Source organism: Bifidobacterium sp. LCP19S3_E9 (assembly GCF_052121135.1).
GTDB lineage: Bacteria > Actinomycetota > Actinomycetes > Actinomycetales > Bifidobacteriaceae > Bifidobacterium > Bifidobacterium thermacidophilum.
This window is the reverse complement of sequence record NZ_JBQKEV010000004.1, coordinates 184,752-205,274: the sequence shown is the minus strand read 5'-3', so window position 1 is coordinate 205,274 and position 20,523 is coordinate 184,752. Positions and strand designations below refer to the sequence as shown.

Below are 20,523 nucleotides of genomic sequence, written 5' to 3'. Positions count from 1 at the left end.
GCGGCGCCTGTCCGCGGGACGCGTCACGTTCGTGTGTGGCTTGCGAGAACTTCGAGTTCGATAGCGTGCGTGGCTTGGTCTCTGCTGTTTTCGTTGTGATTCATCAAAGGTTGCGATGATTTCCGTTGCGTAAACGCAATATTGCGACTAAAAAAGCGGCGTAACGCGAAATTTTCCCCAAGGTCTCGCATCGTGAACAATGACCTGCTGTGATGGTCGTATGAGAGTTCAACATGACATGCGCGAGCCGTTCACGGCGGAGACACACGAGACACCGGACAATGAGAGCAGCGCCGAGCAGCGCCGATCGCCGTCGCTACTTGACGAGACCAACAAGGCCATCATCCGCGAATTGCAGAAAAACGGACGCAAACCTTACGGGGCGATCGGCAAGGTCGTCGGCCTGTCCGAAGCCGCCGTGCGCGGGCGTGTGCAGCGGTTAGTCGAGACGGGAATCATCCAAATCGTCGCCGTCACGGACCCGGTCCAGCTCGGCTACCGCAGGCAGGCCATGATCGGAGTGAACACGAGCGGGGATTTGGACGCGCTCGCCGACCAGTTACGCGCAACCGACGGCATCGACTACATTGTCGCAGCGGCGGGGCGTTTTGACATGCTACTGGAGGTCTTCACCGCTGACGATGACGACCTGCTCGACCTGGTGATGCGCATCCGCAGGATCCCAGGCGTCGACCACACAGAAGTATTCACGTATTTGCGGCTTATCGAGCAACGGTACGATTACGGCGTGCGGTAATTGCGACGGCCAGACAGTGCGGGTGCGCAAAACGCGCTGAACGCGGATGAGATATCGGATGCACGGACGTACGGATGTACAGGACGGGCTGGACGCGCAAGACAGCAATCGTGTGATATCAGCCTTTCTCGGGGTTCCTGTATTCGGGCCATTGCAGGATACGCCAGAACAATCCGCGCAACTTGGCGACGTTGACAGCGTTTCGGCCGAGTATTGCACACCCAAGACCCGGCGACCCCGAGTTATCCTTGCATCTGGCTGAGGGCGGAATCAACCACACCACTCAGCGTCCAGCATGTGAGACATGTAACCACATTGTGGAATTTCTGGGCCGATTCCAGTGCGACAAAGGCGACGTAAACCGGATTCTAATCGGCGAAACGGAATTATCGGGGTATCTTGCGTTTGCCGATACCCTTGGGCGGCAACAACATCAGCAGCACATGCAACAGACGGCTCTGGACGTACCAGAAATAGTGATGGCCGGTCGCCCAGAATGTGGCGACCGGCCATCATGCCGATACCGGGCCGATACCAGACGAACCGCCCTTGATTCAGCGCGCGGCTTCGGTGACGAGCTTGTAGTTCGCGAACTCGCGGATGCCGAGCGGGCCCATTTCGCGGCCGAATCCGGAGTTCTTCACACCGCCGAACGGCAATTCCGCCGAATCGGCGCCGGATTCGTTGATATAGGTCATGCCGGATTCCAGACGGTCCGCGAAGCGCAACCCCTGCTCGCTGTCGGTGGTGAACACGTAGGAGCCGAGACCGTACGGCGAATCGTTGGCGACCGCAATGGCCTCATCCTCGCCGGACACCCGGTAGAACTGGGCGACCGGCCCGAAGAACTCCGTGCGTCGTGCGGCGGACCCTTCGGGAATATCGGTCAGAATAGTCGCCGGATAGTAGGCGCCATCATGTTCGGTGCCGCCTAGCACCACCTTCGCCCCGTCATCGATCGCGGCCTGCACCTGGGCGGCGAGACCGTCGGCGGCGGACACAGAGCACAGAGGCGCGAGCTTGCGTTCCTTGGACACCTTGATAAACCGCTTCAAGAATTCGTCGTACAGCGAGTCGATGATGATGAACCGCTTGGCGCCGTTGCAGATCTGGCCGCTATTCTCGTACCGGGCGTTCGCGCCGGCCTCGACCGCGGCATCCAAATCGTCGGTGCTCATGACGATGAACGCGTCATTGCCGCCCAGTTCGCACACGACCTTCTTCAAGGCGGCGCCGGCCTCCTGGGCGATCGCCTTGCCAGCACGCTCGGAACCGGTCAGGGATACGCCACGGACGCGCGGGTCGGCGATGACCTTGGCGATCTGCTCGTTGGTGGCGTACACGTTGATGAACGCGCCCTTCGGGAAGCCCGCCTCCAGGAAGATCCGCTCCATCGCGGCCGACGACTTGGGGCACAGGGAGGCGTGCTTGAGAATGATGGTGTTGCCGAGCATGAGGTTCGGACCAGCGAACCGGGCCACCTGATAGTACGGGTAATTCCACGGCATCACGCCGACCAGCGGGCCGATTGGCAGGTGTCGGATGAACGCCGTGCCAGCCGCAGCGCGCTTGATTGGCTCGTCGGCAAGGAATTCAGCGGCGTGATCGGCATAATATTCAAGGATTTCCGCCGAGAATTCCACCTCGACAAGCGCCTCGCCCATGGTCTTGCCCATCTCGTGGTTGATGATCGTGGCAAGCTCCTGCTGCTGGTCGCGATAGGCGGCCACCGCCTTGCGCATCAGCGCCGCGCGCTGTTCGATGGTCGTGGTCCTACCCCACGTGCGATAGGCGTCATCGGCTGCGTCCACCGCCGCGGCGACTTGCTCGTCGGTGAAGGTTTCAAAGCTTTCCTCGACCTGTCCGGTCGCGGGATTGGTCACTGCATATCTGCTCATCGTGTCGCCTTTCGTTGTCGCAACTTACGCCATGCGCAGCCGATTGATGACATCCGTGCGATATACGTTGAATATCAACGGTTCAGCTGCGTTTTTCTTTACGTTTGGCGGCATGGTATGCGATTTTCGTATCATCGGCGTTACCGCAACATTGCGAAATGCAATCAGCGGACTGAATGACACGATTCCGAGCATGATGTCATACCCGCGCTCCCGTAGCGCGTCTGACAGAAGCGGTCAGGGTGTGGCGGGCGCAACGCTCCCACGCCCCGACCGCATGAAACCGTCCGAACCGGCAATGCGCCGGCTACGGCGGATTCATCGTTCACAACCTGCCATCGAAGTCGGCGATCGCTTCGCGTTCCATCGCGACGAACTTACGCACGCATGATGCAATCGAATACTCCTCACGCGTGTGCTCGGCATAGACGGCACCCCAACGGCTCAACTCATCAGGATGGTCGATCCACCAGTCGATACGTTGGGCGAGCATGGCCGAGTCTTGGGCTTCGAACAGCGAATGGTCATTGAGCGCGAACTGTCCGGCGGCGCTCTGCGTGGACCGCGCAATCACCGGAACCAAGCCGGAGGCCATCCCTTCAAGCACGCTTAACGATTCAATATCCACGATAGAGGGGTGAACCAGCAGATCACATGAACGCAGCAGTTCCGGCATCTGTGCGTTGTCATGGAATCCGATCGACCAACGGCCCGGCAGCAACTTCCCTGCCATCCGCCGCAGCTCATGTTGCAACGGCCCGGTGCCGCAGATCGTCAATTCGATATCCTCGGCATGCCGGCTCAACGCGACCGCCCGAATCAGCGTCACATGGTCCTTCTCGCTGGCCAGACGCCCCGAAGCGACGATTCTGAACGGTCTTGGCGACGGCGAACCGGGTTCACGCTGCTGTTTGGCGGTGAATCTGGGCGAATAGCCGTTGGAGATCACATGCAGTCGCTGCCGGTAGCCATGCGCCCGCAACTGCGCGGCGATCATATGCGAGGGCGTGTGGATATGCCAGATATGCCGGTACAGCATGCGGTTGAACAGCCAGTAGATGAACGCCGAAGCGCCGGGGATATACCGCAGCGGCCCCGCCGAATACAGGACGTTCTCCGGCTGCAAGTGGAATCCGGCAGTTGCGGGGATGCCCATCTCATGTGCGGTCCGCACCGCCATGCGGCCGTATTTGAACGGCAGGTACACGTGGACCACATCCGCGCCCTCAAACGCCTTGCGGAACATCGCCCGGTCAGGCTGTGCGAATTGCATCTGCTGTTTCGCCGCGATCCAAGAGACCAACGGGATGTGACGCACGCGAATCGGATACTCAGGCGAACCAATACCGACCAGACGGACCGTATGGCCTTGCCGGCGAAGCTCCTTGGCATACTGCAACGCCGAATTCGACGTGCCGTTGCCCTCATTGCCCGCGGTGTCGACGACCAGCGCGATGACCAGCGGGCGGCCGGCATCCTCGGTGCTGCCAGCCGCCACAGAAAACTCCTGATTCTTCATGCTCATACCGGTATCGTAAGCCTCAAGCCCCACGAAGCCGGAATGCCACGCCGATTACCGTACCGTGACAGTCAGCGCATCGGCGACGCGTCCGGCCTTGGCGCGGGCGTCATCGGCGCTGTCCCCGATGGCGAGTGCCACGGCCATGCGACGATGCCCGTGGACTTCCGGTTTGTTGAAAATCCGCAGGTTGGTGTCCGGCTCGGCGAGCGCCTGTGGCACATTCGAGAAAATCGCTCGGCCGTCGCCTTCGACGACGATGGCATGGCTCGCGCCAACCTGCCCGTCGCCGAGCGCCAAATCGACATGCTCCTGGCTGACCGGAATACCGAGAACCGCCCGCGCGTGGAGCGCGAATTCGCTCAGCCGTTGGGAAATCATGGTCACCATGCCGGTGTCGTGCGGACGCGGGGAGACCTCATTGAACAGCACCGAACCGTCGGTGAGGACGAACAGTTCGACACCGAACACGCCCCAGCCGCGCTCGCCATGCTCGTGCGCGTCGGCGACCAGCCCTTCGACACAACGGCGTGCCAGGTCTTTCGCGATTCTCAAGGTGTCCGGGTTGACAGCCGCCGGCTGCCAGGATTCGCGGTAATCGCCGCTTTCCTGACGCTGCCCGATCGGAGTGCAGGTGACGACACCCGCGGACGAGCTGACGGTCAGCACGGTCAGCTCATAATCAAGTGGTGCGAGCGCTTCGACGATAACGCGGGAAATGCCGCCTTCGCCCGCCGCACGACGACCGACCTGCGCCTCATGCCAGGCGGCGTCGATGGCATCCGGGGTGCGTACAACAGACTGGCCGTGACCGGAAGAGCTCATAATCGGCTTGACGACGCACGGGTAACCTATGGTTTGCGCGCCAGCACGCAGTTCCTCGAGCGACCCGGCGAAACGATAGGGTGTGGTCGGCAGCCCAAGTTTCTCGTGGGCGAGCACGCGCAGGCGCTCGCGGTCCATGCAGATGGCGGCGATGCCGGCGCTCGGCACGACTTGCACGCCTTTTGCGGCGACGGCATCCAGTTCGGACGTGGCGATCGCTTCGACTTCAGGGATGACGATATCCGGCTTGATTTCGGCGAACAGGGCGTCCAGCTGCTCAGGATTGGCCATATCGAGGACACGGTATTCGTGGGCGACCTGCTGTGCCGGGGCGCCTTCGTAGCTGTCGGCGGCGCACACCCACGCGCCCAGGCGCATGAGTTCGATGGCGATTTCGCGGCCAAGCTCACCGGAGCCAAGCAGCAGAACCTTGGTGCGCGCGGCGTCGGCAGATCGGTCGAGCGGGGTACCAAGCCGCGGATCGGCTGGCGTCGCGACGGAGGCTGATTGTGATGCACTGGACTGGCTTGCGTTGACTGTGGCTTCGGCGTAATCACTCATACCCGTCATCTTGCCATCGGGGGTTGTCAGAACTGTTGCCGACGGTGTTGCCCGGCTCCGAATCGAACCCGTTTGCCGCCGCGCCGATACCGGATAGGCAACCAGGCGATTCGGGCGATACCGCCCCCACGCCGTGCCGCCCGATGTAGCCGGCGCTTGGTATCCTGTCCACCGTATATACCCCCAATCCATCTCGTGCTTACGAGGAAGGCGAGTCATGCAGAAACTGGAAAAGCTCTATGAGGGCAAGGCCAAAAAAATGTATGCGACCGACGATCCCGACGTTCTGTGGGTCGAATACATGAACCAGGCGACGGCCGGCAACGGCGCGAAGAAGGCGCAGATCGCCGGTAAGGGCAACCTGAACAACCACATCACCTCCGTGATTTTCGAACTGCTCAAGGCTCGCGGCATCGACAGCCACTTCATCAAGCGCCTGTCCGACACCGAACAGCTGGTGCGCAAGATGACCATGTACCCGCTGGAAATCATCATGCGCAACACCGCCGCCGGCTCCTTCGCCAAGCGGTACGGCGTCAAGGAAGGCACGCCGCTGAAGAAGCCGATCCTCGAATTCTGTCTGAAGTCCGATGAACTGGGCGACCCGTTCATCAACGATGACGGCATCGTCGCCCTCGGCTTGGCTTCCGAGGAAGAGCTCGCCGAGATCTCCCGTCAGGCGCGCGCCGTCAACGAAGCGCTCAAGGACATCTTCTCCAAGATCGACGTGCAGCTCGTCGATTTCAAGATCGAGGAAGGCAAAACCTCCGACGGCACGATTCTGCTGGCCGACGAGATCACACCCGACACCTGCCGTCTGTGGGATTTGAAGGATCACAGCGGCAAGATCGAGCATCTTGACAAGGATCTGTTCCGCCGCGATCTGGGCAACATCATCCCCGCATACGAGGAGATTTACAGCCGTCTCAAGCAGCTCGCCGATTCCGAAGGCGTCAAGGACGCCGAGTGAGCCCGGGCCCGCACCGGTTTTCCGATGCGGGCCACATTTTTCGGATGCGCCGCGCAAGGCGAACACACCCACGCGACCACCTGCATCACCCAGACAACCGCCATACCAACAACAGAAGGAATACCGTGGTTTTTCGCGTTTATGTCGAGAAGAAGCCGGGCTTTGACGTCGAGGCCAGGCAACTGGAAAACGAGCTGAAGACGATTCTCGGGATTAAGGGGCTTACCGGTCTGCGTATCGTCAACCGGTACGACGTCGAAGGCATCAGCCGTGAGCTGTTCGATCAGGCCACCACAACCGTGTTCAGCGAACCGCAGGTGGATAACGCCAGCGAGGAGATGCCCGATTTTGGCGACAGCGCGGTGTTCGCCGTCGAGTTCCTGCCCGGGCAGTTCGATCAGCGTGCCGATTCGGCCAGCGAATGCATCCAGCTGATCAGCCAAGGCGAGCGCCCGACTGTGCGCAGCGCCAAGGTCTACGCGTTGGAGGGCAATCTGGACGAGCAGGCCGTCGAGCAGATCAAACAGTACGTAATCAACCCGGTCGAAGCCCGCGAAGCCTCCCTCGAACCGAAGAGCACCCTCAAGGTGCAGGTCGCCAAGCCAGCGAAGGTCGAGGTGGTCGCCGGATTCGACAAGCTGGATGACGAAGGCCTCCAGCGGTTCATCGACGAGCGCGGTCTCGCGATGGATCTGGCGGATGCGAAGGTGTGCCAGGAGCATTTCCGCGGCGAACACCGCGAACCGACCATCACCGAGATCAAGGTAATCGACACTTACTGGTCCGACCACTGCCGCCACACCACCTTCGGCACACAGCTTGACGAGGTGGATATCGATGACAATGTGGTCAAGGCCGCATTCGACAAGTACATGGCCATGCGCCATGAGCTCGGGCGCGACGGCAAGCCGGTGTGCCTCATGGATATGGGCACGATCGGCGCCAAGTGGCTCAAGAAGAACGGTATCCTCAAGAACCTCGACGAATCTGAGGAAATCAACGCCTGCACCGTCAAGGTGAAGGTCGATGTGAACGGCGAGGACCAGGACTGGCTGTTCCTGTTCAAGAACGAAACCCATAACCACCCGACCGAAATCGAGCCGTTCGGCGGCGCTGCCACCTGCATCGGCGGATGCATCCGCGACCCGCTGTCGGGCCGTTCCTACGTATATCAGGCGATGCGCGTGACCGGCGCCGGCGACCCGCGTGTCCCAGTTTCTGAAACGCTCAAGGGCAAGCTCCCCCAGCGCAAGATCGTCACCACCGCGGCCGCCGGATACTCCTCGTACGGCAATCAGATCGGTCTGGCGACCGGTCAGGTCGACGAGATTTACCATCCGGGCTATGTGGCCAAGCGCATGGAAGTCGGCGCAGTTGTGGGTGCGACCCCGGCCGACCATGTCCGCCGTGAAACCCCGACCCCCGGAGACAAGATCATCCTGCTGGGCGGGCGTACCGGCCGTGACGGCATCGGCGGCGCAACCGGCGCCTCGAAGGCGCACGATGAGGAAAGCCTTGAAAAAGATGGCGCAGAAGTGCAGAAGGGCAACGCCCCCGTCGAACGCAAGCTCCAGCGTCTGTTCCGCCGCAAGGACGCCTGCCGTCTGATCAAGCGCTGCAACGATTTCGGTGCGGGCGGTGTGTCCGTGGCAACCGGCGAGATCGCCGACGGCCTGACCATCAACCTTGATCTGGTGCCCAAGAAGTACGAAGGCCTGGACGGCACCGAACTGGCGATTTCCGAATCCCAGGAACGCATGGCCGTCGACGTGGCCGCCGATGACGTGGACGAGTTCCTCGGCTATGCGCGCGAGGAAAACCTCGAAGCCACCGTTATCGCCACTGTCACCGAAGAGAAGGTCATGCGCATGACCTGGCAGGGTGACACCATCGTGAACCTGAGCCGCGCCTTCCTCGCCTCCAACGGCGCGCCGAAGCATCAGACCGTGCACGTCGAGCAGGGCGGCTCCTACACCACCCCGTGGCGTGAGGGCTCGCTCAAGGACCGGATGCACGCGCTGGTCACCGATATCAACGTGGCCTCCAACAAAGGCTTGTCTGAACGCTTTGACTCCACAATCGGCGCCGCCACTGTGCTCATGCCGTTCGGCGGCAAGCGCCAGCTGACCCCGACCATGGCCATGGTCGCCAAGCTCCCGGTGTTCGGCGAAACCACCACCGCGTCCGCGATGGCATGGGGCTTCAACCCGTACATCATGGAGAAGAATCAGTTCACCGGCGCCTACCTGTCGGTGGTCGAGTCCCTTGCCAAGCTCGTGTCCGCCGGCTTCCGCCGCGAAGACGCCTACTTGAGCTTCCAAGAGTATTTCGGCAAGCTGCGTGACGTGCCGGAACGCTGGGGCAAGCCCGCCGCGGCGGTGCTGGGCGCCCTGATGGCGCAGGTCGATCTCGGTGTCGGCGCTATCGGCGGCAAGGATTCGATGAGCGGCAGCTTCGAGGATCTCGACGTGCCGCCGACGCTTATCTCCTTCGCTGTGGCCGTCGGCAACATGCATCGCGCGACCTCCCCCGAGTTCAAGAAGGCCGGTCACCGCATTGTGCGCATCGCCCCGCGGTATGCGGTCGACGGGCTCACCCCCGACAAGGACGGCCTGCTTGAGGCAATGGACGTGGTCGAATCGCTCACCGAATTCCATGATGCGCTCGCCGTGTCCACCCCGGGCTATGGCGCCAGCGCCGAAGCGCTGTTCAAGATGACGCTCGGCAATCGCATCGGCGTCAAGCTCGCCGACACCATCGCCGTGGACGACCTGTTCACCCCGGCCTATGGCTCGTTCCTCGTTGAACTTGATGACAATGCGAAGCTGCCAGCGGTGTCCAACCGCGTCGAAATCGGCGTAATCGGCGAGACGACCGACGCGTACGAATTCGTCGCCGGCGGCGAGCGCCTCGATCTCGACCAGGTGCAGGAAGACTGGGAATCCGCAATGGAAGGCGTCTTCCCGTACCGCTCCAAAGGCGAGGAACGCGGCAGCGTCACGGAAACCGAGGAATTCCACGCCCCGAAGAAGACCGTATACATGGGCTCTCCCGTCGCCAAGCCGCATGTGGTGATTCCGGTGTTCCCGGGCAACAACTGCGAGTACGATTCCGCGGCGGCATTCGTGCGCGCAGGCGCCGATGTGAGCACGCTCATCGTGAACAACCTCACTCCGCAGGCGGTCGCCGAATCCACGCAGGCGCTGGTCGACGAGATCCGCCGCAGCCAGATCGTCATGATCCCTGGCGGTTTCTCTGGCGGCGACGAGCCTGACGGGTCGGCGAAGTTCATCACCGCGTTCTTCCGCGCCCCAGCCGTCACCGACGCCGTGCGCGACCTGCTCAAGAACCGCGACGGTTTGATGCTTGGCATCTGCAACGGCTTCCAGGCGCTCATCAAGCTTGGCCTCGTGCCGTACGGCGACATCGTGCCGATGACCGACGCCTGCCCGACGCTGACCTTCAACACAATCGGCCGACATCAGAGCCGTCTGGCGCGTACGCGTGTGGCTTCCGACCTGTCCCCGTGGCTGGCGGAAAGCGCGGTCGGCGACGTGCACACCATCGCGATTTCGCACGGCGAGGGCCGGTTCGTGGCTTCCGACGAGGTGCTCGCCAAGCTCAAGGCCAACGGCCAAATCGCCACGCAGTATGTGGACGCCGACGGCGTGCCCGGCATGGATCTGGACGTCAATCCGAACGGCTCGATGCTCGCCATCGAAGGCATCACCAGCCCGGACGGCCGCGTGTTCGGCAAGATGGGTCATTCCGAACGGTACACGGACGGCACCTTCGTCAATGTGCCCGGCGACAAGCTCCAGCCGCTGTTCACCAGCGGTGTGAAGTATTTCACCGCGTGAGTCGCGACCCATAATAGGGAAGGCCCCGGCTGTTTACCGCAGCCGGGGCCTTCCCTATATCGGCCCTTCTCTTGGATGATCACGCGCGTCTGTGCGATACCGCCATACGCCACTTCGCTTTCCATCCCTCGTTCTTCTGGACCGAGCAGGTCAGATCCAACGCCACGCCGGCATGCAGCAGATCGTGCGCAGTGGCATACCACGAGCCAGCGTCGCTGGACGACGGAATCGCGGCATGACAGGCAGCGAACTGACCTTGGGAAATGCGCAACACCACACCGGCGCCGGTGACCGGATCATAGCCTTTCACCTCATAGTCACGCGACGAGAACAAGCCGTGCTGTCCACTGGTCAGCCGGGTGGGCACGAACTGCACCTCATGCCGGGCGAGCAGCGGCGGGACATCGCGTGAAGCAAGTCCCACGGCCACGAGTGCGATCACCAGCACCACCATCGCACGGGTCATGGCCGAAGCCGCCGCACTGTGATACCGCGAATCCTTGTGCTGCCTGACCAACGTCACTACCGCCAGCATCGCCGCCGGAATGCCGATGCCGTCGACGAATACCAGCCATCCCAGATAGTGCACGAGCATATTGTCAGCGAACTGTGCCGCAACGGCCACCCCCAGCAGCAGCGGCGTACAGCACGCCAGCGCGATGACCGCCGGCTAGATCGCACGGCGTTCCGGCGTGCGGGCGTGCGTATGGGCATCATCACCGGAAAGCGCAGATACCACGTGGTCCGGTACGGTACCGACACCGGACATTGACAAATCGTCGACATCGGGACGACCTGCTGGCGGAGCGCCGGAAGCCCCCGGAATTTCAGCAGCGGCGGGCATCGGGGACGACGATTGCAGCATACACAGCAGCGTTGTAGCAGCGGCCACGGCTCGCCCTCCTTGACCAGGGGTACCGTATTGTCACCTTGACACCATGGGCAGATCCACGTCACCGACCGGTCGGTGGACTCGCATCAAGACGCGGCTACCGCGTAGCGGAGCACCTTCCTGCCGCGTTCCGCACGGCGCTCATCACGCAAATGCGCCCAGTCGATGAGTATCGCGAACCCGTTGGCATGCAACAGCGATCGTGCCAGACCGCTCTGGCTTATCGCTCCTTCGGCAAACGCAACGACTGCTGTGACCGCTACAACCATGTCAAGCACATACAGGAACGCAATGCACCAGCGTTGGACGGCGAGCCTCCTTGCATGCCGTTCGTTGCGACGACGAATCTCACGCTGCCGGGGGTCTTCCATGCCATCGTCTCGCCCGTGCGGGGACGCATCCTGCTGCCACGGTCCCATACCATGCTCCATCCAGCTCTTGCAGCCCTGCGGCATACAATTCCATCGACGCTCGACTTCGAGCCTTTCCCTCCATGGAAACGCATTGAGCATCAGCCATCCGACAGGGCGATTATCATGAACAACGATAACGGGTCGCCGCGCCCTGAACACGCGGACGCGACGAAATCCGCCCGCACATGTCTCATTACAAGGAGCGTCGCATGTCCACCAACCAGCCGAACCCCGGCCTGCCACCATACCCGAACCAGTCGGCCTATCAAGGCCAGTCCGCGTACGCGAGCCAGCCGGCACCCGATATGCCGCCGCTGCCCGGCCAGACAGCCAACGCAAGCCAAGGCCAGTACACGAATCAGGCCCCATACACCACGCAAACTCCCTGCCCGGCCCCGCAACCGTACGCGCCGGCATACCAGGGACACCCGCAGTACCAGCCGGCACCCGTACAGTCGAGCGGCACTACCGATCTCGGCGGGTGGATTGTGACGCTGATCCTGTCTGCCATCCCCATCGTCGGGTTCATCCTGCTGATCTGCTGGGCTGCCGGCATGGGCGGCGAGCAGCACCAGGACCGTCGCAACTGGGCGCTCGCGCAAATCATCATCGGTGTCGCGGCCGCCATCATCACAATCATCATCATCGCGGCCACCGGTTTCTCGTTCAGCCAGATACTGAACGAAAGCTGACCCATAAGGTATGCCGGAGATGCCGGCAATCACGGCAGCTGCCAGCCACAACAACGATGAGGGGCGCCACGCATATGCAGCGTGGCGCCCCTCATCGTCTTGCGCGTCATCTCACATGGTAACCATGGCAACGCGGCCACACGGTATCAGCGACCGTGCGATACCGGCCTCCGCATTACTTGCGGTCGCCGTAGCCTTCCGGATGGCTCGAATGCCAAGCCCATGCGGAGGCGATGATCTTATCGATGTTGTCGAACTGCGGCTTCCAGCCGAGCACGTTGCGGGCCTTGTCGGAGGCAGCGATCAGCGTGTCCGGGTCGCCGGGGCGACGCGGGGCCATCTCGGCGGGGATTTCCTTGCCGGTCACCCTGCGGGCGGCCTCAAGAATCTGCAGGTTCGAGAAGCCGGTGGACGAACCGAGGTTGAACGCCGTGGATTCGTTGCCTTCACGCAGGTACTTGACCGCGAGGATGTGCGCGTCCGCAAGATCGTACGGATGCACGTAATCACGCACGTTAGTGCCGTCAGGCGTGTTGTAATCATTGCCGAAGATCTTGAGCACGTCGCGCTTGCCCTGAGCCACCTGCAGCACAATCGGCAGCAGATGCGTCTCCGGGTTGTGGTCTTCGCCGATCGAGCCGTCGGGCTTGGCGCCGGCGACGTTGAAGTAACGCAGCGCAACGAACTTGATGCCATAGGCGAGGTCGGACCAGTGCATGATCTTCTCCATCATGAGTTTGCTCTCGCCATACGGGTTGATCGGCTTCTGCGGATCGGTCTCGCGAATCGGCATCTTCTCAGGGATGCCATAGGTGGCTGCGGTCGAGGAGAAGACGATGTTCTTGACGCCCACTTCGTTCATTACCTCAAGCAGCTTGACCATGCCTGCGGTGTTGTTGTCGAAATACTTGAGTGGCTTCTTCATCGACTCCGCGACCAGAGAGTACGCGGCGAAATGGATGACCGCGTCGACATCCGGATTTTCCTTGAACACGGTACGCATGAAATCCTGATCGGCGATGTCGCCCTGATAGAACTTCGCCGCCGGATTGACGGCTGCACGATGGCCAGTGACCAGGCTGTCAACGACCACGACCTTCTCATCCGTGGTGTTGATCAGACGGTCGACCATATGAGAGCCGATATAGCCGGCTCCGCCGAGGACCAATACTGCCATAGTTGCTCCTTGTACATCATTTACGCAACCCGCGTATGCGGGCAACCAACCACCAGTGTACGCCGTAAGCCCTACTCCGGGGCGGCGCACACGGCCGATGTTGCAATCCGGGCGGTATCGCACACGGGCGATGTCAACATCCCGGCGCTGTGCGACACGCGAGTCGCACAGCGGGCCGATAGGTAGCGGCGACGGCGGTGTCATGGGCACATCGCCACCATCGTGCGACTGTTCCGTCGCATGGCAGGCAGATACCAGCCATCTCCCGCAGCGAGCCGCCCCAACCCCGCCGCTGAATACGCGACGACCCTGACGCCGCGATGTAGCCGGCGGTTGATATGTTGGTTACTAGCGAATCCCCCGTTTCCACGGTTTTGGAAGGAGCTTTGGCTTGTCAGCTGAACTCGAAGACATCCACGAAGAGTGCGGTATTTTCGGTGTCTGGGGTCACCCGGACGCCGCCCGCCTCACCTATTTCGGTCTGCACGCGTTGCAACACCGCGGCCAGGAAGGCGCCGGCATCGTCTCGAACGACGACGGCCATCTGATCGGGCATCGCGGGCTCGGCCTGCTCACCCAGGTGTTCTCCGACGAGCACGAAATCGAACGACTCAAAGGAGACAAGGCCATCGGCCACGTGCGTTACGCGACATCCGGCTCCGGATCGGTGGACAACATCCAGCCGTTCCTGTTCCGCTTCCATGATGGCGACGTCGCGCTCGGCCACAACGGCAACCTCACCAATTGCGTGAGCCTGCGCCGCAAACTGGAGGACGAAGGCGCAATCTTCCACTCCAATTCCGACACCGAGGTGCTGATGCACCTCATCCGCCGTTCGAACGCCCCCACGTTCATGGACAAGCTCAAGGAAGCGCTCAACAAGGTGCACGGCGGTTTCGCCTACCTGCTCATGACCGAGCATGCGATGATCGGCGCGCTCGACCCGAACGGCTTCCGTCCGCTGTCACTGGGACGCATGAAGAACGGCGCGTATGTGCTGGCGTCCGAAACCTGCGCGCTGGATATTGTCGGTGCGGAGTTCGTGCGCGACATCGGCCCGGGTGAAATCATCGTTGTGGACGATGATGGCTATCACATGGACCGCTACACGACCAATACGCAGCTGGCCATCTGCTCCATGGAGTACATCTACTTCGCGCGCCCGGATTCCAACATTTACGGCGTCAATGTACATTCTGCCCGCAAGCGTATGGGCGCGATCCTCGCCAAGGAATCCCCCGCCCCCGCCGACATGGTCATCGCCGTGCCGAACTCCTCGCTGTCCGCGGCATCTGGCTTCTCCGAGACCAGCGGCCTGCCCAACGAGATGGGGCTGATCAAGAACCAGTACGTGGCGCGAACCTTCATTCAGCCTACGCAGGAACTGCGCGAACAGGGCGTTCGCATGAAGCTGTCCGCCGTACGCGGCGTCGTCAAGGGCAAGAGCGTCGCGGTGATCGACGATTCCATCGTCCGCGGCACCACGTCACGTCGCATCGTGCAGCTGCTGCGCGAAGCCGGTGCCCGCGAAGTGCATATGCGCATCTCCTCACCACCGCTGAAATACCCGTGCTTCTACGGCATCGACATCCAGACGACCAAGGAGCTGATTGCCGCGAAGAAATCCGTCGAGGAAATCCGAGAGTATATCGGCGCCGATTCGTTGGCATTCCTGTCGTTGGATGGTCTGGTTGAGGCCATTGGCCTGCACGCAGACGCCCCGTATGGCGGGTTGTGTGTCGCCTACTTCAACGGCGACTATCCGACCGCGCTCGACGATTACGAGGAGCCGTTCCTCAAGTCGCTGACCCCCGAGGACCGCGTGAGAATCGCCAAGTTCGCGCACGACAAGAGCCACTATCAGGGCAACGAGTTCAGCGCGGATATCGACACGCTCCAAGCGCAAGTGGCGAAAGCCTGACATGATGCCGCTGCAATCTTTCGCAGATGCAGCGGCATACTCATGCCCGCGCCGACTGCACCACCCGCCCACACGCGGCGTGCAGTCCCAACCTAACAGCCTATAAAACCCATAAAGTCAATAAAGCCAATACCTCACAAAACAATCGATACGAATACAAGCAAATCCAAGAAAGGTAAGTCATGCCAGAAGCGTATGAGAAGGCAGGAGTCAGTGTCGAAGCCGGCTACGAGGTAGTCAAGCGCATCAAATCGCACGTGGCCCGCACGAACCGTCCCGGCGTGGTCGGCGGCATCGGAGGCTTCGGTGGCCTGTTTGATCTCGCCTCCCTCGGCTACCGCGAACCGGTGCTGATTTCCGGCACCGACGGCGTGGGCACCAAGCTCATGGTCGCCAAGATGGCGAACAAGCACGATAAGATCGGCATCGACTGCGTGGCCATGTGTGTCAACGACATTGCAGCCCAAGGCGCCGAACCGCTGTTCTTCCTCGACTACATCGCGTGCGGCAAGAACGACCCGGCGCTGCTCGAACAGGTCGTCTCCGGCGTGGCCGACGGTTGCGTACAGTCCGAATGCGCCCTCATCGGCGGCGAAACCGCCGAAATGCCCGGCATGTATGACCCGGACGAGTATGATCTTGCCGGTTTCGCCGTCGGTGTCGCAGAAAAGTCCGATATCGTCGACGGGTCGACCATCACCGAAGGCGACACGCTGATTGGTTTGCCGTCCACCGGCGTGCACTCCAACGGGTTCTCGCTCGTGCGCAAGGCTCTGTTCGAGCAGGCCGGCTACACGGTGGGCACCACGCTCGACGAGCTCGGCGGCAAAACCGTGGGCGAAGTGCTGCTCACCCCGACCAAGATCTATGTCAAGGCGCTCAAGCCGCTGTTCGCCGAGCATCTCATCAAGGGCGTCGCCCACATCACCGGCGGCGGGTTCATCGAGAACATTCCGCGCATGATCCCCGACGGCCTCGCGGCGAGCATCAATCTGGATTCCTTCCCCGTCCCGCCGATCTTCGACGTCATCGAACGTGCGGGCGACGTGGATCATATGGAGATGTTCAACATCTTCAACATGGGCATCGGCATGGTGCTCGCCGTGGACTCCTCCAAGGCGCAGGTCACGCTCGACCTGCTCAAGGCCAATGGTGAGACGGCGTATGAGATCGGCTCCATCGTCGCCAAGACCGGCAACGACGTCGAACTTCACTGAAAACCAGCGTCAGAACGAAAGGAACGCGCAAGATGGGAATGAAGGTTCTGGTCATCGGTTCAGGCGCACGCGAACATGCAATCGCGCACGCGCTGCTCAGCGGTCCAAGCGTGAGCGAAGTGACGGTCGCCCCGGGAAATCCGGGCATGCGGCTCGACGGCATCAATACCACGCAGCTTGACCCGTCCAATCACGCCGCCCTCATCGACTTCGTCAAGGACAATCAGGTCGATTGGGTGTTCGTCGGTCCGGAAGTGCCGCTGATCCAAGGCATTGTCGACGATTTCGAGGCGAACGGTATCAAGGCGTTCGGTCCAAACAAGGCGGCCGCCCAAATCGAAGGATCCAAGGATTTCGCCAAGCAGCTCATGGAGCGTCATGGCATCCCGACCGCGAAATACCGCACCTTTGACGAGCTCGCCACGGCCGAAGCGTATGTGCGCGACCACGGCGCCCCGATCGTGGTCAAGGCCGACGGGCTCGCCGCAGGCAAGGGCGTGACGGTCGCCATGGATCTGGACACCGCCCTCAAAGCGCTGGAGGATATCTTCGTAGATCACCGTTTCGGCGCTGCAGGGGCGAAGGTGGTTATCGAGGATTACCTCGAAGGCCAGGAATTCTCACTGATGAGCTTCGTGAACGGCACCGAGTTCTGGCCAATGCCGATTTCGCAGGACCACAAGCGCGCCTTCGACGGCGACAAGGGGCCGAACACGGGCGGCATGGGCGCGTACAGCCCTGTACCTCAAATCAGCCAGGACGTGGTCGACACGGCGATCGAGACGATTGTTCGCCCGACGGTTCAAGCGATGGCCGATGAGGGTACGCCATTCACCGGTATTCTGTACGCCGGACTGATCGCTACCGCGGACGGCCCGAAAGTCATCGAATTCAACGCGCGATTCGGCGACCCGGAAACCGAAGTGGTGCTCCCCCGCCTGACCTCCGACTTCGGCGAAGGCATCAACGCGATTCTCAACAACAAGACCCCGACCTTCACTTGGGAGGATGACAACAAGACGACGCTCGGTGTGGTGCTCGCCTCGAACGGCTACCCGACCAACGTGATCAAGGGCGCGGCAATCCCCGAAATCCCGGTCGATGAATCCAGCCACGTGTATTACGCGGGTGTCGCCACGGACGCCGACGGCAAGCTGGTCGCCAACTCCGGGCGCGTCCTGCTGCTGGAGACCACGGCAGACGATATCCGTGCCGCGCAGGACAAGATCTACGGTGTGCTCGACACGCTTGACACCACCGGCATGTTCTACCGCCACGATATCGGAGCCAAGGCCCTGAACGCCTGAACAGCTGAACGCGCAACCTGTCACGCGGACCACGATGAAGGCCCTCGCACCGGAATGTTCCGGTGCGAGGGCCTTCATCGTGGTCTACGGATTACCTGCTGATCATCCGAGGGTCATGAAGCCGAGGGGCTTGAGATATCCCTTGCCGGCGGTGATATCGTACTGGATCAGCTTGTAGTCCTCCAACAGCTGCTTGGTCTCGCTGCTGAAATCGGATTCGGCCATCGGGTTACCCTTCGAATCCAAGTAGATATCCTGGCCTTCGGGGATGCGGTCCCAGCCTTGGATCTTGTTGGCCACCGGCGGTTCCATCGCCGCGATCTTCTCATGCATGAGCGTCAGGAACGCGATATACGGCGACACCTTCGCATCCATGTGTTCTGCGGTCTGCGCAATGAAGAAGTTCGGCGAGGAATACTCACTGTTGCTCACCTTGGTTCCTTGCGTGCCCGAGGCCTTGTTCGACCAGATGAAATAGTCGGTCTCGTGCAACGCGATGGAATTATCGGAATCCTTGCTCGCAGTCGAATAGATACCGGGCAGGTGATCGCCGTAGAAGACCACGGTGACCGGCTTGTCCAGCTTGTTCAGCTTGTCGAGGAACTCCTTGGTCGCCTTGTCGGTCAGGCTCACGCCCTTGGCGTAGGTTTCGATGGATTCGGTCTCCGTCTTGCCGAGCCGGCTATCGGGATCGGTCGATTTCACCTTGTACTGGTTGTTGGAATACCAGTTCTTGTACGGCATGTGGTTCTGCATGGTGATGATCTGCACGAACTGGTTGCTGTCCGTCGCGGAAATCGCCTCATACGCACTCTTGTAGGTCGATTTGTCGCTCACATACGGCGATTTGCCGATCTTGTTCTGGTATTTGATGATGTCGGAGCCTTCAAGCGCATAGAAATGCGAGAAGCCGAACTTCTTGTAGTTCGTCGCACGCGAATACATGGACGGCTCATAGGGGTGGAAGGCGATGGAGTTCGCCGACGACCCCCACAGCTGGTTGATGGTCGGCGTCCACTTTTCACTGGGCACCAGCTGTTGGTACGGGCTGGTCAGCGAGGAACTGAAGTTCGCCATGCTCAAACCGGTGAGTCCCATGTATTCAAGGTTCGCCGTACCGCCGCCATAGCCGCTGGACAGCATCTGTCCGCTGGTGGTGTGTCGTTTGATTGAACGAATGTTCGGCATGGTGTCCTCGTTGAGTTTGATGCCGGGGACGCGCGAAGGGTCGGAGAAGGATTCCGACAGGATGTACACGACTGTGCTGTCGGTGAGATTGTTGGAACGGCTTACGTTGATGGTTTTCGCCTCGGCGGCGTATTTCGCCGCGATCTTCTTCATCGTCGCTTCGTTGTAGTTCTTTGGCTCTTCCATGACGTCCGGGTTCATCTGGCGCAGGAACGAGGTTACGACGCCATTACGCTGCGCATCATAGACCGAATCCCACATGGATGGGGTGTCACCGAGCCATGAAGAGAAGTTGCGAGCCCACGAGCCCACGGTGCCGGCCTGGGCGGTGTACAGCCCCAAGAACATCACCGGCAGCACGATGAGCAGGATGCGGGTAATCGCCCCGAGGGAGGCTTCACGCGCCGAGCCGCCGCCTCGGATCATGCTGCCGTGGCGCCCGTCGATATGGCTGAGGAACACGAACAGCGCAATGAACACGACGATGCCGATGACGACGCCGGCAATCAGGCCTGTCGATCCGGTGGGAATGAAGCTGACGATATCGCCTGTATTCGACTGCAGGAAGTTCATGTCAGACGGCAGAATCGCTTCATACCGTGATTCGACCTTGAAATGGTCCGCCACGGCGATGACCGAGGCGAGCGCGAGCACGATCGGCGATGCGACCCAGATCCGGTTGGTGAGCATGAGCAGCGCAAGGTAGAACAGGCCGACCAGGATGAGATTGAGTACGAAGACGAAGTTCAGGTTCGTGAACATCTTGCCGACGATGCTCCACGCGCCTAAGAGCGGGCTGGAGAGCTTTACGCGTGTGCTGTTTTCCGTGACGCCCGTCTGCATGATGAGCACCGCGGCCATATCGACCACGATGAACACCACGGCGTATAGCCAGTTCGCGAAGGCCTTGCGCGTTTTTCCGTTCTTGTCGCGTGGGCCGCCATTGAGCAGGTTGTCGTGGCTGGTGGTCGCGATCTTGAGTTCTTCGATCGGTGGCGTATCCGGTGTTGCCGCGGTGTTGTCCGTGTCACCGCCCGTCATACCGGTCGTATCGTGTGGTGTTGTGCTTGTGGCGAAATCATGGTCATCGTTGGTACGAGTCATGTGGCCTTTCCTTATCTCGCCCCGGATGCGTCGTGCGCGTCGGGGTGCCGTCTGGATGCAAACGACGGTCCCGTTGGACCAACTTAGGACATTGTCCACGGTAGAAGCGACAAAACGCGCGCCCTACCAGCTTTTGTACAGGCTTCAACGAGCCGTCCCGGGGGTCATCCTCACGAATGATTGCACTTTGCAGGAAGCGTTATTATCGTAGCGGTGTTCCAG

General features: G+C 61.2%; 15 protein-coding genes. 7 read left to right on the top strand and 8 right to left on the bottom strand.

Annotation, left to right across the window (positions count from 1 at the left end):
* The first annotated feature begins 220 nt into the window (after nucleotides 1–220).
* Nucleotides 221–757 carry an Lrp/AsnC family transcriptional regulator gene (locus ACTQYB_RS03625; protein WP_441481909.1) on the top strand — a complete coding sequence of 179 codons (537 nt, stop codon included), beginning with the start codon at nucleotides 221–223 and terminating at the stop codon, nucleotides 755–757.
* Nucleotides 758–1,311: 554 nt separating this feature from the next.
* Here ACTQYB_RS03625 and ACTQYB_RS03620 read toward each other — a convergent pair.
* The 3 genes from ACTQYB_RS03620 to purT all read right to left on the bottom strand — a co-directional run bounded on the left by ACTQYB_RS03620 (nucleotide 1,312) and on the right by purT (nucleotide 5,560).
* Nucleotides 1,312–2,655 (bottom strand): NAD-dependent succinate-semialdehyde dehydrogenase, encoded by a 1,344-nt coding sequence (locus ACTQYB_RS03620; protein WP_441481908.1) that lies wholly within the window; start codon nucleotides 2,653–2,655, stop codon nucleotides 1,312–1,314.
* 325 nt (nucleotides 2,656–2,980) lie between these two features.
* Entirely contained in the window at nucleotides 2,981–4,180 is a 1,200-nt protein-coding gene (locus tag ACTQYB_RS03615) for a glycosyltransferase (protein ID WP_441481907.1), read from the bottom strand.
* 48 nt (nucleotides 4,181–4,228) lie between these two features.
* Nucleotides 4,229–5,560 carry a formate-dependent phosphoribosylglycinamide formyltransferase gene (gene purT, locus ACTQYB_RS03610; protein ID WP_412170619.1) on the bottom strand — a complete coding sequence of 444 codons (1,332 nt, stop codon included), beginning with the start codon at nucleotides 5,558–5,560 and terminating at the stop codon, nucleotides 4,229–4,231.
* Nucleotides 5,561–5,777: 217 nt separating this feature from the next.
* Here purT and purC point away from each other — a divergent pair, with 217 nt between their 5' ends.
* Nucleotides 5,778–6,530 (top strand): phosphoribosylaminoimidazolesuccinocarboxamide synthase, encoded by a 753-nt coding sequence (gene purC / locus ACTQYB_RS03605; protein WP_015450712.1) that lies wholly within the window; start codon nucleotides 5,778–5,780, stop codon nucleotides 6,528–6,530.
* Nucleotides 6,531–6,655: 125 nt separating this feature from the next.
* Nucleotides 6,656–10,390: a phosphoribosylformylglycinamidine synthase gene (locus ACTQYB_RS03600; RefSeq protein ID WP_441481906.1), complete on the top strand. Its 3,735-nt coding sequence runs from the start codon at nucleotides 6,656–6,658 to the stop codon at nucleotides 10,388–10,390.
* A 79-nt stretch (nucleotides 10,391–10,469) separates the two neighbouring features.
* Here the strand turns inward: ACTQYB_RS03600 and ACTQYB_RS03595 are convergent, their stop codons facing one another.
* The 3 genes from ACTQYB_RS03595 to ACTQYB_RS03585 all read right to left on the bottom strand — a co-directional run bounded on the left by ACTQYB_RS03595 (nucleotide 10,470) and on the right by ACTQYB_RS03585 (nucleotide 11,737).
* Nucleotides 10,470–11,015, bottom strand: coding sequence for a hypothetical protein (locus ACTQYB_RS03595; RefSeq protein ID WP_441481905.1), 546 nt, complete (start codon nucleotides 11,013–11,015; stop codon nucleotides 10,470–10,472).
* A 45-nt stretch (nucleotides 11,016–11,060) separates the two neighbouring features.
* A complete protein-coding gene (locus ACTQYB_RS03590) occupies nucleotides 11,061–11,282 on the bottom strand; it encodes a hypothetical protein (protein WP_441481904.1) in 222 nt (73 codons plus the stop codon).
* An 86-nt stretch (nucleotides 11,283–11,368) separates the two neighbouring features.
* A complete protein-coding gene (locus ACTQYB_RS03585) occupies nucleotides 11,369–11,737 on the bottom strand; it encodes a hypothetical protein (protein WP_441481903.1) in 369 nt (122 codons plus the stop codon).
* A 167-nt stretch (nucleotides 11,738–11,904) separates the two neighbouring features.
* Here ACTQYB_RS03585 and ACTQYB_RS03580 point away from each other — a divergent pair, with 167 nt between their 5' ends.
* Complete coding sequence (locus ACTQYB_RS03580; RefSeq protein ID WP_441481902.1) at nucleotides 11,905–12,387, top strand: hypothetical protein; 483 nt, start codon at nucleotides 11,905–11,907, stop codon at nucleotides 12,385–12,387.
* A 175-nt stretch (nucleotides 12,388–12,562) separates the two neighbouring features.
* On the opposite strand, the gene galE is transcribed toward ACTQYB_RS03580, so the two are convergent.
* Nucleotides 12,563–13,564 carry a UDP-glucose 4-epimerase GalE gene (galE, locus tag ACTQYB_RS03575; protein WP_439730947.1) on the bottom strand — a complete coding sequence of 334 codons (1,002 nt, stop codon included), beginning with the start codon at nucleotides 13,562–13,564 and terminating at the stop codon, nucleotides 12,563–12,565.
* Nucleotides 13,565–13,955: 391 nt separating this feature from the next.
* Between galE and purF the strand changes: the two genes are divergently transcribed.
* The 3 genes from purF (at nucleotide 13,956) to purD (ending at nucleotide 18,009) form a co-directional block, all read left to right on the top strand.
* Nucleotides 13,956–15,485 (top strand): amidophosphoribosyltransferase, encoded by a 1,530-nt coding sequence (gene purF / locus ACTQYB_RS03570; protein ID WP_441481901.1) that lies wholly within the window; start codon nucleotides 13,956–13,958, stop codon nucleotides 15,483–15,485.
* 182 nt (nucleotides 15,486–15,667) lie between these two features.
* Complete coding sequence (purM, locus tag ACTQYB_RS03565; protein WP_441481900.1) at nucleotides 15,668–16,702, top strand: phosphoribosylformylglycinamidine cyclo-ligase; 1,035 nt, start codon at nucleotides 15,668–15,670, stop codon at nucleotides 16,700–16,702.
* 32 nt (nucleotides 16,703–16,734) lie between these two features.
* Nucleotides 16,735–18,009: a phosphoribosylamine--glycine ligase gene (purD, locus tag ACTQYB_RS03560; protein ID WP_441481899.1), complete on the top strand. Its 1,275-nt coding sequence runs from the start codon at nucleotides 16,735–16,737 to the stop codon at nucleotides 18,007–18,009.
* 102 nt (nucleotides 18,010–18,111) lie between these two features.
* On the opposite strand, the gene ACTQYB_RS03555 is transcribed toward purD, so the two are convergent.
* Nucleotides 18,112–20,238, bottom strand: a complete 2,127-nt coding sequence (locus ACTQYB_RS03555) for an LTA synthase family protein (RefSeq protein ID WP_441481922.1) — start codon at nucleotides 20,236–20,238, stop codon at nucleotides 18,112–18,114.
* Nucleotides 20,239–20,523 lie beyond the last annotated feature (285 nt).

Bases quoted from the DNA above. Each gene is read 5' to 3' on its own strand.
- ACTQYB_RS03555 (WP_441481922.1), bottom strand. From the start codon at position 20,238: ATGACGGGCGGTGACACGGACAACACCGCGGCAACACCGGATACGCCA.
- ACTQYB_RS03620 (WP_441481908.1), bottom strand. From the start codon at position 2,655: ATGAGCAGATATGCAGTGACCAATCCCGCGACCGGACAGGTCGAGGAA.
- ACTQYB_RS03615 (WP_441481907.1), bottom strand. From the start codon at position 4,180: ATGAGCATGAAGAATCAGGAGTTTTCTGTGGCGGCTGGCAGCACCGAG.
- purD (WP_441481899.1), top strand. From the start codon at position 16,735: ATGGGAATGAAGGTTCTGGTCATCGGTTCAGGCGCACGCGAACATGCA.
- galE (WP_439730947.1), bottom strand. From the start codon at position 13,564: ATGGCAGTATTGGTCCTCGGCGGAGCCGGCTATATCGGCTCTCATATG.
- purT (WP_412170619.1), bottom strand. From the start codon at position 5,560: ATGAGTGATTACGCCGAAGCCACAGTCAACGCAAGCCAGTCCAGTGCA.
- ACTQYB_RS03580 (WP_441481902.1), top strand. From the start codon at position 11,905: ATGTCCACCAACCAGCCGAACCCCGGCCTGCCACCATACCCGAACCAG.
- ACTQYB_RS03625 (WP_441481909.1), top strand. From the start codon at position 221: ATGAGAGTTCAACATGACATGCGCGAGCCGTTCACGGCGGAGACACAC.
- ACTQYB_RS03585 (WP_441481903.1), bottom strand. From the start codon at position 11,737: ATGCCGCAGGGCTGCAAGAGCTGGATGGAGCATGGTATGGGACCGTGG.
- purC (WP_015450712.1), top strand. From the start codon at position 5,778: ATGCAGAAACTGGAAAAGCTCTATGAGGGCAAGGCCAAAAAAATGTAT.
- purM (WP_441481900.1), top strand. From the start codon at position 15,668: ATGCCAGAAGCGTATGAGAAGGCAGGAGTCAGTGTCGAAGCCGGCTAC.